The 11,622-nt window shown below is 45.5% G+C and carries 5 protein-coding genes, 3 tRNA genes and 1 pseudogene; all 9 read right to left on the reverse strand.

Translation table 11 applies throughout. The annotated features are described in order from the left end of the window. Nucleotides 1-116 precede the first annotated feature (116 nt). Nucleotides 117-938, reverse strand: a complete 822-nt coding sequence (locus tag B4923_RS05380) for a restriction endonuclease (protein ID WP_109053337.1) — start codon at nucleotides 936-938, stop codon at nucleotides 117-119. Continuing rightward, nucleotides 935-6,016, reverse strand: a complete 5,082-nt coding sequence (gene dptH / locus B4923_RS05385; protein ID WP_109053338.1) for a DNA phosphorothioation-dependent restriction protein DptH — start codon at nucleotides 6,014-6,016, stop codon at nucleotides 935-937. Before dptH ends, B4923_RS05380 begins: the two co-directional genes overlap by 4 nt. Further along, entirely contained in the window at nucleotides 5,997-7,322 is a 1,326-nt protein-coding gene (gene dptG, locus B4923_RS05390; RefSeq protein WP_109053339.1) for a DNA phosphorothioation-dependent restriction protein DptG, read from the reverse strand. The genes dptH and dptG overlap by 20 nt, the downstream gene beginning before the upstream one ends. Before the next feature lie 5 nt (nucleotides 7,323-7,327). Continuing rightward, nucleotides 7,328-8,981 (reverse strand): annotated as a pseudogene (gene dptF, locus B4923_RS05395) (DNA phosphorothioation-dependent restriction protein DptF). 155 nt (nucleotides 8,982-9,136) lie between these two features. Further along, on the reverse strand, nucleotides 9,137-10,393 hold the full coding sequence (locus B4923_RS05400) for a tyrosine-type recombinase/integrase (protein ID WP_109053340.1): 1,257 nt from the start codon (nucleotides 10,391-10,393) through the stop codon (nucleotides 9,137-9,139). 203 nt (nucleotides 10,394-10,596) lie between these two features. Next, nucleotides 10,597-10,683, reverse strand: a tRNA-Leu gene (locus B4923_RS05405). 8 nt (nucleotides 10,684-10,691) lie between these two features. After that, a tRNA-Cys gene (locus B4923_RS05410) sits at nucleotides 10,692-10,765 on the reverse strand. Nucleotides 10,766-10,800: 35 nt separating this feature from the next. Beyond that, nucleotides 10,801-10,876: transfer RNA gene (locus tag B4923_RS05415), tRNA-Gly, on the reverse strand. Nucleotides 10,877-11,020: 144 nt separating this feature from the next. Next, complete coding sequence (gene pgsA, locus B4923_RS05420; RefSeq protein ID WP_109053341.1) at nucleotides 11,021-11,569, reverse strand: CDP-diacylglycerol--glycerol-3-phosphate 3-phosphatidyltransferase; 549 nt, start codon at nucleotides 11,567-11,569, stop codon at nucleotides 11,021-11,023. Nucleotides 11,570-11,622: the final 53 nt, after the last annotated feature.

The following is an 11,622-nucleotide window of genomic DNA, read 5'->3' on the forward strand; positions in this document are numbered from 1 at the left end:
AGCATCTAAACTTCATTTCATCTAAAAAGGGTCTTAATTTATAGACCCTTTAATCACCCACCACTTTTCTCTATTGTAAAAAAATATACAACTCCTCCTTAATTACACTTGTGTGGTTATAAGTCAAAAAAATTCCTATCGATCTCATAAAGTTCATAAGTGCTGACTTTCGCAACACCCATACCATTTTGCACTAAGTACTCACACAATTGTTCTCCATCTATTAATGTAATAGTCATTCCTTGAGCTTTTTCAGCACTATTCATAGCTTGTTCAGTAAAATATGAAGATGAAAAGAAAACGCCTTTATGTGCGCCTTTTTGATTCATAGAACCAATAAATTCTCGAATCTCGCTGGGCGGAACTTTCTTGTTATTATATCGCTTTGCTTGGATATATATTTTTTCTAAACCAAGCTTATCTTCATTAATAATTCCATCAATCCCCTCATCCCCAGCCCCACCAATAACTTTACCAGCTTCAGATTCGTGCCACCCATATCCCATCTTTAATAAAAGCGTAACTACAAGCCGTTCAAAAAAAGCCGGATCAGAAGAGTTAATAGCATTAAGCAATTGATTTTTTATGGTCTCTATATGTTCAAGATATTTCCCATGAATGATCTCTTCTGGCAATTGATCTTTTGTAGCCTTTTCAATCTTTAGTGAGGGGATATTTGATACTTGTCCCTGCCATAAATCGTAAAGAGGTTTTGACTGCCCTACAGATTTAACTTCAATAAATATTTTTCGTGGTGATGCGCTCGGGAAATCGATGCCATAACAATGTTTTCTAATTTCACCCCGAACTACGGCCACAGGGTCTTTTGCACCAAATGAATAATATTCTTTATTTATGATAAAATCATAAATATCTTTGTGTGACAAAGGCTTTCCATGTTCCTTTAATACATTTACGATAGCTTCAATAATCGTCATTTAACTAACTCCCAAAATGCACGATCCCGCATTTTCTTAACCTGCTTATCCCCATCAACATACAGGCTAAAATGCTTCTCAAGCTGCCGAATCTGCCCCATCAAAGACTCCTGCTCACTTTTATCATCAACGTTAAATACAGCTTTGATATCCGCATTCCTAATCTCGGAAACACGATGGATCACCCAGGTTAAAATATATGAGGCATAGTTATTTTCACCAGTCTTAAAGTGGGTTATCTCCTGAGTTGACAGGATCGCACCAACGCCATACTCACGGCCTTCTTTAAGGATCTTACGGAGGCTGGAAAAATCCTGACGCATAAAGTTATCGGCTTCGTCCACCAGAATCATTTTGGTGAGCTGACGATAATCCCCCCGCACCACCGGTTTACCGCGCTTTTGCATCTGCGCGTAAAACAGATCCAGCGTGAGTGCGACCACCAGGTTTTGCACTTCTGGTGGGTAGCCAGCCAGTTCAATCACAGTGACACCGTCAATCAATTCGTACAGACTGGTCATTTTCTCCGGGATGGTTTCGAATATCTTGTAACGCGCCAGCTTAGAAAGCGCTGCGTAAAGCGAATCTTCTTCAACCTTTTCCTGATCAAGGAAGCGCTGCCATACATCTTCAATAGTCGGCGCAGTCCTTGACCATGTTGTCGGATCTTCAGGTGAAATTCCCGCTGCTTCGTAGCATTCTAAAATCAGATTTTCTAATTTGAGCTGCTGCTTATGGCCCAGTCCATAGGCTTTCGCCATCGTTTCCGATAGTCCACCAGCAGTATGGATTGGTAGCATTGGCGTGTCGCCAAACAGAGATAAGGGGTTGTAAGGCAGCTTAAATAACTTGTACTTTTTAGCACCCGTTGCATCAAGAAAAGCCTCATCCACATAGTCTGATTTGTAGTCGAAGATCAGCAAACCAATAGATTTACCATCAACGTTACAGGACTGATTGCGTATCAGTTGTGTGACCAGCGATTTAGTAAACTGGGTTTTCCCGGTGCCCATCGTTCCAATAATACCGGTATTGGTATTCATGAACTTCGCAGTGTTGGTTGGCTCCCAATGCAATGGATTCTGACGCGCAGCATCATGACCAAATAGGATCTGTAATGGCGCATCGCTAATATCAGGAGTCACTATCGGAGCTGCAGGCTGTAACGGCTCCGGTTCTGAAACGGATTGCGAAGCCGTTGTCGTTGCGACGTGTACCACGACCTCTGGTTGTGACGGACTGGTATCACACTCCGGCTTAAGTCGGTATTTTTCCGGCACTCGGTAACGTTCGGCAAGCGGCAGTTCATCCCCCTGTGCGGCAATCAACGAGGGCAACAGTGAATAAGGGATTTCAATCTGTAAGATATTCTCCGCCGTCTCTTTATAAGAGAGATCGAAGCAAGTTGCGCTGTCCACATGCGCCACGACGAAGCCGTCCGCATAGTCGTCCAACTCACCTAACTGATAGTCACCCGTTAACCACCATTCGCGTCGTTCCAACAAGGGAGCCAGTTTGTTGCTGTCCAGCACGCCGTACAGACGCAGCTTCTCCACCTGCATCAACACCTGGCGAATAAAGAGCGCCCGGTACAGTTTTGATGCCAGCGTTTGTGGTTCCAGAATATCCTGCTGTAAATAACGTTTCAGCTCGCGAGCCTGCTGGCCTGCATAGCTATAGTCAGGTCGCGCCCCGGTTTTAACTTCCAGCGGCAACAGATAGAGGCGGTTTTCTTTGAAACCAACAAAGAGCACATCATCAGAGATCGCACCTTTACGATAACCCTGTAAATTTCTCGATAAATCACTCTCTTTCATTTTCAGCCCGACATTGCCGGACACGCGGATCATTTCGGCCACCGATAACGGAATCCAGCAAATATCGGACTGGTACAACATAGATTGCACAAATTTGTACGCACCTATAATGCCGTGCTTCTCTTTACGCTCTCTTTCACTGGAGCGCAGCATTTTCAGCAGCCATTCACCGTTAAAGGCATTAAATTCAGCCAGCAAATGCTGACTATCAACAGCAGGTTGTCCTGACTGGCTTCCGGTCTGGAGCAGCCGCAGGAACAAATCAACCTGCTTCGTGACGGTGACGGCATCGTAGCCTGCGCAACTGGTGTATTGGTCAGAATAGTGGATAAGCACCACATCTTTCTGACTAGTGAAAAAGTCGAGGGTGACTTTAGGATCAATGATGGTGGTCCAGAGCGCACTATTGTAGGAGTAATTGAGTAGCTGTTTAAAATTGCCGCTCACGGCCAGGCCGATCCCTTGTCCGTGATACTGGCTGTTGCTTTGACGTGCGGGTTGCCACAGGCAGCCGATTAATCGGGCAAGACGCAGGGCGTAGTAGGACTCAGTATCCACATCACGCAGGCCAAATGCGGTAAAATAGGCATCCCCCTGAGTTTCAGCGCCTTCTCCTGCGATCAGCCCATGACAAAGTACCCCGCTGGACGCATCTTCAATGCGGATCTGGCGGCAATCCACCGGTGCCGTATTGGTAAAAAATGCCAGATGTGCATAGGCCAGCTTGTCGCTTTCTGACGGCAGGACAAACTTGCTGAACGTTAACCGGCTACGCAGCAGATCAATCAGCATATCGGCTTCCGCCCGCCATACGCCGCTGTTCAGATCGAGATCGTTTTTAAGCTGCTCATAGCTACCACTTTCGGCAAAGTGATCGAACATATTGGGTAGCAAACGTTCATCGTAGCAGTTCACATGCACCGAAATAGCGTGCTCTTTTTCCTGCTTAAAATATTCCACTAATCCCAAAAACAGCTCTTTAGCATTACCCTGATTAATGGCATTAATAATCAACGCATTGTTTCCGACGCTCTGGAACAATCGAGCGTAGGCGTCCGTGAACTCATTGAGTTTGTCTTTTACCAGACGCTTAATGTAGTCATGACTGACCTGTCGCTGAGGAACCACATCAATCCAGAAGCGGTTCTCCTCCACCGGCTGTAGTTGCGCGTATTCATGCTCACTGTGGTAAACAAACGGCATTAAGCCAGAAACCATCAAGCGATCAAGAGTAATCGGCGGTAGTGTGGCAAATGAAGCCGAATCGTGCTGTTCCGACTCAGCAACAATGGTTTCTGCCAGCTGTAGATGGTAGGCCAGCACTAGCGGATGCAACGGTGAGAGGCGCTCATGGCTATCAACGTGGAAAATACCCAAATGCAGAAGGCGTTTCTCCTGCAACGTCAACGCTCTGCTCAGGCCAATTTGCTGGAGCACCTGTTCAAACGTGGTGACAATGTAGCTGACCAGCGTGCGATATTCTGATGACCACGACACCAGGCTCGGCAGGGTATTACGCCGATGATAGTAAGCAAATAACTGCTCATAGGCATTATGGAGTTCGGGGTAGCTAGCAAGAAGTTCATCCAGCGCAAACTCGCGATCGTCGCTTCCCGTACCCAGCAGACGTCGCTCAATCAATAAGGCTTCCAGTATCAACAACTGCTGACGAACGCCGACGACCTTGTGTTCAGTATTATCGAGTATGATGCGCCCTTTTAGTCGGTTCCAGGTTGCATTGCCCTCTTCCTTGAACAACTTGTTGAAACGACTTTGGTCAAAAAGCAGCGGCAACGTTAGCCCTTCTTCTGCTCCCGGCCCCTCGATGTTAAACGACAGACGGGAATCACCGGAAACGAGCGCAAACCGAACCAGGTCACTTTGATTTGCCAGCGTCTCAAAATTCACCTGAGCATAATGCTGGCAGTCGATGTCTTGGCTCTCGTCATCCAACGTACAGGTCAGGTTGCCAGACTCGGCAATACGCAGCGTGTTATCTTCCAGTTGCAGGGTTATTTGGTCTTTACCTGGCTCAACGCGGTAGCAGTGCTGAATATCGTTTAGCCAGAATTGTCCCTGCTCGACCAACAACAGGCGAAATTTATACTCTTCGGCTGAATTATTGCGGTTGGTCAGTTCGAGACTAAAGAAGCAAGGATGCCCGTCAAAAGGCACCGATGCCATAATGCGGGAAATCTTGCCTCCCGCCCGGCTAGTGCGCCAGAAAGATGCATTCTTTAACTGGCGATTATGGGCAATCTTAATCTGGTTATCCTGAAGATCATTACCCTGAAAACTGAACTCTAGCTCAGCCTTTGATTGCCCTGACTGCACCTGCACCAGCAGGCTGATGTCACGTTTGCCTGCCTTACTGGCGCTTTTCGCCCGTTGCCAAATCTCGCCGTTTTCGACGGAGACGTTCTCCAGCACCAGTTTTTGTTCACTATTCTGTTCTTTCTCTTTCCTATAGTCGGAGAAATCAAGCTCACGCCAGTCATCCTTATCAACAAAATGGTCCTGTATGAATTTTGCGCTGAACTCAGTTAGAACATTCTCCAGTTGCCCGCTGTAACGTTCAACGCTGTCCTCTATCAGCCGATATAATTTGCGGTTCTCATTCAGCCGAGTACGCAGCTGTTTTTGGCTAAAATTTAGCAGTTCATCATCTTTAAATAGCTTTAGCTCGGAGAAGTCCAGATTCCCATCTTCCAACAGACGATATAACGATGAAAATCCAAATACTGTGGCCCCTTCATCCAGTACCGTGGTTAATTGATCGTCAAGCAAACAGCGAGAGAGCTCTGGGCTCTTGCTATCAGGTGTGATGAGCTTTTCAAGCTGGTGTCGGAAGGTGGCGGGGTACCAGACAGCATCCGGTGCAGCTAAATCTTTTGTGCTGTTAATCAGAGTATCCAACATACTGTTATGAATAATCAGCAATGCCGTTTGGGCAAAAACGCCGTCACGACCAGCGACCCGATCGCGCAGGTGAGAGATATAGTTCTCCGTAAACGCCGGAGCATGGGCACCATGTAAAACCGGAATAAGGTGAATGCCATTACATGGAATATAGGCAATATGTTTTTCTGGAGTTAACTCCAGTTGATTGCCATCAGATAATGAAACAAAAGCCTGCCAGAGTTTTAAGGCATTATCGGGATCGGGGGATTTAAATTGATAACGCTCTCCAGGCTGTATAATACCGCTTACCCACTCAACAAAGGTTTTAGCCAGATAGGTTTCATACGGTTTTACGGACATATACGGCATCTCCACTATCACTCATTCTCTCAACGTTTCCCATGCGTTCATAAAACGCAACCAGCGTTTGTGCTGACTGGTTATCCAAATAAAATCCACGCTGTTCAAAACCGCGAAGTAACTCATTCAGCCTGAGCTTGTCGTTTTTCCCAACAGTGAGATTGGTCAGTAACAGAAGACGATCCTGATTCAGTACCAGTACTTTCCCCGCGCGACCCCGAACCTGAATAAAGTCGGTACAAATTTGGCTTTCTAACTCATTAATATATTTCCGATTAACCGTTGCCCGGTCAGATTTTTTATCCTGAAACTGCTCAACAGCGACGGAGAGTAGCTGCTTGAAGGCATCCGTCAGATTTGCAACCCGTTCACGATCGGGAAGCTCACGTTTTTTAATAAATTCCTGCAAATAATCATTAAGCTGATGCAATACCTGGGAGGAGGAGTCTGGCCTATTCAAGGAATCCTGATAGATCTGCCATAATGGGCGTTTTTTCTCCCCTTTATTCCATTGCAAAACCTCCAGCGCCGAGAGTATTGGAAAAAGCTTTTCACTTTTGCTGGAGAACAATTTATAACCATAACGTTTCACCTTTTCTCGCTCAGAGCTGGCCTTTTCCGTATCGAGAATAAAAAAAAGTGACTTACTTTGAGGCTCTCCATACTGCCAATTTTCAATGTTCAGAGCTAACTGCGCACACCAGCTAAAGGCGTACAGACGCAAAGTGTTGGTCAACTCCTGCAAAAGATACTGTGGATGTTCCGCCAGAAACGCCAGATCGGATTGAAAACACGTCACCATATAAGGCAGATATGGTTGCTCTTCAGCGAAAGGACCTTTTCCAAAAAATGGCATTACCTTTTCATCAAGTTTTTTTAGCATTTGCTGTTCGATAAAGTTTAGCTTGTCCTCTATTGGGTAGCTAAGGCTGAAATCTCCCATCAAATTGGCAAATAGCGTTCCAAGGCGTTTATCTGCCATTGAACCAACGCTTATTTTTCCCGCATCAAACTGAGCATGAAATAGTAGGAAAAGTGGAGAGACGCGAAAAATATCCTGACTGGAAAAATACATCCGATCCAGCACCTGCCAGAATGCAGGTTCGTCAAGCAGTGCTTGCAGGTGAACTTTACAATCCTCACGAAATTTTTCTGGATCGTAGGCTTCAATTTTGCGTTTCAGTGCATAGCTAAGTACCAGGCCGGTCACCAATTGCCAGTTAATGTTATTGTTTTTATTACGTACCGGCAGATAGCTATCTAACTGGTTATTACCCACTTTTAACGTGGTTGCTATGGGATACATTATTCCTACCCCTCCATGCCATTGATAGTGATCATCTCGTCATCTTCCCTTGCGCTATAAACCCGATTACAGCCATCATAAAATTTTATTTCGCTGCTGGATTTAGCCTGTTCAGCTATCAGTTCAACTATCTCATCCAATAGAACAATGGCATTTTTATCGTATTTATTGGGTCGATAGCCATTATTAAGCTTACCCAAAAGCTCAAACAAATTAAGACTGAGACAAACAGGTAACAGTGAATTTTGCCCTACTTTTAAATGGACATCGAAGCAAGTTGAGTGCGCCGTATTTTTCTTGAGAATTGCATCCCAGTCAGGCTTTACTGCTACCGGGGCTGTTATTTTAACTCCACCGAATTCACCCAAAAAGAATTCTTCTTTTTGCATGCTTAACTCTGGAGCTTTACGGTTTGCGTAACGCTGAATACCGGCCATCAATTCGGTTGTATAGAATCGATGTAAGGCTCTTCTCTGTTCAGGAATCGCCGTATAGTTTTTATGCAAATGCCAGATTTGAGCATAATGCTCAAATAACGTTTCATTAAAAAAACACGCAAATTTTTGGTGATAGTCATTCCCCAGAGACTCATGACGCAATAGCCAGAAAAGTCGAATCAATGAGGTCGCATCACCGGATTTTGCATTATGACGATCAAAATAAACATACTGGAGTCTAAGAACTGCCAGAAAATCATCCAGAGATGAATCGGCTAATCCCAGCTCGTAGCGCAGTATAAACTGGTCGAGTTCATAGATATGCAATCTGGCTGGGTCAAATTCAGCAATCTTCCTGACCAGTTCATTATCTTCTCCTTGAAAGAGATTATCAAATAAATAACCGGGCCCTAATAATAGGTGATGAATTAAATCCAATAATGCACGAGTAGTAACAAATTGATCTTTTAGTAACCTGGCTTTAAATAATTGAGTTATTATAACATCTTGTACACCAGGTTTACTAAGTAGTTTAAAATTAGCAATAATTTTTAAATCTTTTCCTTCTAATTCATCACGCTGAGCAATGATGTGGAATAGATTGTTATCATCTTCCCTTGTTAAATTATTAAACAAGGTTTTAATAAACAAGGAGTACTGTTTTTTTTCATCGAATTGAAATTTAGGATAGTGTTCAAAATCAAAAAAAATAAATTTTTTCTTGCCGACAAGGACTGCTGTTTCCTAACTTACCAGAGAGAAAACATTCTATAATAGTTCTAATAACCTGATGTCTTTCTGCGCCTTCTTTGGCATAGTTGGCAAGCATACCAGTATTGATGCCGATAAGCAGCGGACGCGATTGCTGGTGATGTCTATCAAACAACTCATTCAATGCTTCTATAGCCGACTGTTGGGGCTCAAAGCTATGGGTTGCATCCATATAAAATTCAAACTGCTGCTGATAATGGGGAGTTGCTTCAAAGCGAGTCAGTATCTCTGACTTCCCATCACCACTACTGCCACAGAGAAAAATGATCTCTCCAGATTGTGCTACATCCAAATGTTTTTGCAGCTCTATCTCAATTTTTTGTTTTACAAAAAGTTGCCGTTTTAAGTCGTCGAACACTCCCGTCGCTTGTTGATGAGCTTTTGTCGTTACGGCAAAGGGAGATGACTTCGCAAGGACAGCTAATGCCTTACGCAATGTGATTGTGCTCATAACTGTGTAGTCTTAGAGAAGGAAATAGCAACTATTTTATACACATGAGGATGTTATCTCCACCCGTCTTTAAAATTATTAAGCTTACTATCCTTATAACTTAACTTATGCATATATTAGCCAGAAGAAAGAGTCATCTCTCTTCTGGCTCATCATCAGTGAACAATTTTCCCAAAATCAAACGGACTAACCCCCCTAGCCCGGTTCTCATCAAGAAAATCCGCCCACCATTGCAGCATCAATCGCCGTTCGTCCAGGTGTTCAGCTTTGTGGATGTACGCAGCTCGGACGCCATTACGCTCCTGATGGCTCATCTGGCGCTCTACCGCATCCTTCGACCACAATCCCGACTCAATCAACGAACTACAGGCCATAGTGCGAAAGCCGTGACCGCATACTTCCGTTTTCGTGTCGTAGCCCATAGTTTGCAGTGCTTTGTTTACCGTTCCCTCACTGACCGGTTTTCGTGACGAGTGATCGCCAATGAAGACCAGTTCACAATGTCCACTCACCTCTCGAATCTTTTTAAGGATCTCAACTGCCTGACGGCTGAGCGGAACCAAGTGCGGCGTGTGCATTTTTGAGCCGCGTTCGGAAAACTTCACGCCGGGGATCGGTTCACGCGCCGGGGGTATAGTCCATAAAGCGCGTTCGAAATCAATTTCCGGCCAGCGGGCAAAACGCAGTTCACTGGAACGGATAAAAATCAGCAGAGAGAGATTAATAACCCACTTGGTAAACTCACGCCCCTTGTAGCCATCTATACGGCCAAGAAGCTCAGGCAAACGTTCAAGCTCTAATGCCGGGCGATGTTCAACTTTGCCTGGCATAATTGCCCCTGCCATATCCTGCGCCGGATTGTAGTCAATCAGTCCATTTTGTACCGCATAGGTCATGATGGCGGTCACGCGCTGCTTTAAACGTTTGGCAACTTCTAAGCGCCCTGAACGTTCAACGCTTTTGATTGGTGCCAGCAGATCGCGTGTTTTCAGAGCCGCGATATATGTGCCGCCGATAGCGGGAAATATGTTGTCGCTCAGGCTTTTCAGGATGCGTTCGGCATGGGATTCCGACCACTTCTTGTTGTCGGCGTGCCAGGCGCGAGCCACAACTTCGAAAGTTTGCTCATCATCCTGCTGCTGGATTTTGACTGCCTTTTTGTGCTCGTTGGGATCAACGCCAGCAGCAATCAGTTTTCGTGCATCGTCGCGTTTCTGACGCGCTTCGGAAAGGGAAACCTCGGGGTAGACACCTAGCGCCAGTGTCTTTTCTTTGCCATCCGAACGATAGCGTAAGCGCCAATATTTGGAACCATTGGGATGAACCAGAAGAAACATGCCATTCCCATCGGTCAGTTTATAGGCTTTCTCTTCCGGTTTTGCTGAACGTACCTTGATGTCCGTGAGTGCCATAATGCTTTTCCTTCAATAAAAGCGTTATTGAGGGTACAAGGATTTACCTTATCGCAGTATACCCGCATTTGTACCCGCATAAGCAAGTTGATGTCGGTTGAATTGTGTTGACGTGGGGAGAGTATGAAATGCAGGAAAAGCCAGTAAAACCGTGGATTTTAGGCAAAAAAATAGACGTCGGTTGACGTCTATTGATTTCAGGATGGTGCCCGGGGCGGGACTTGAACCCGCACAGCGCGAACGCCGAGGGATTTTAAATCCCTTGTGTCTACCGATTCCACCACCCGGGCTTAGATATTGGAGGCGCGTCCCGGAGTCGAACCGAGGTAGGCGGATTTGCAATCCGCTGCATGGCCACTCTGCCAACGCGCCTTACCTTTAAACCTGTTCAGCTATCGCTGATATATTGGAGCGGGAAACGAGACTCGAACTCGCGACCCCGACCTTGGCAAGGTCGTGCTCTACCAACTGAGCTATTCCCGCCTTACACAGAACACGCTGATTTTTTTGCTAACTTTCAAAAAATCAGCGCCGCTGTTGATGCCGTGCATTCTACTGACATGACGCAACGAGTCAATAAAATTATCAATGAAACCCGTTCGTTTGCTGGTTTTTAAGGCGCTTCGATCAAGGTTCAAGCAAATCATGCCGGGCAGCATTCAAATATTGAAACATTGACCAAAAAGTCAGTACCGCAGCGATATATAAAGCAATCACACCAACCCCTTCAACCAAGCGTTCTGGTCGCCATAACAAGGCAACCAATGCCATCATTTGTGCAGTGGTTTTTACTTTTCCGATCCATGAAACCGCTACGCTACTGCGTTTGCCTATCTCAGCCATCCATTCACGTAATGCAGAAATAATGATCTCTCGTGCAATCATCGTTGCCGCAGGTAGTGTGATCCACCAGGAATGGTAATGCTCAGCGACCAGAACCAGTGCAACCGCCACCATCACTTTGTCCGCGACAGGATCGAGAAATGCGCCAAATCGCGTGGTTTGTTTCCAGCGTCGCGCCAGAAATCCATCAAACCAGTCGGTAACAGCGGCAAACACAAAAATCAGTGCGCACACGAGCGGTGCCCAGACGAATGGAAGATAAAACGCCAGCACAAAAAATGGGATTAGAGCAACACGAAACAGGGTAAGCAACGTCGGTATATTAAATTGCATAGCGCTTAGGTAACTATTTGGCTGGAGTGGATATTACGAGTATGTTGCTACAT

The organism is Brenneria roseae subsp. americana (assembly GCF_003115815.1).
GTDB lineage: Bacteria > Pseudomonadota > Gammaproteobacteria > Enterobacterales > Enterobacteriaceae > Brenneria > Brenneria roseae.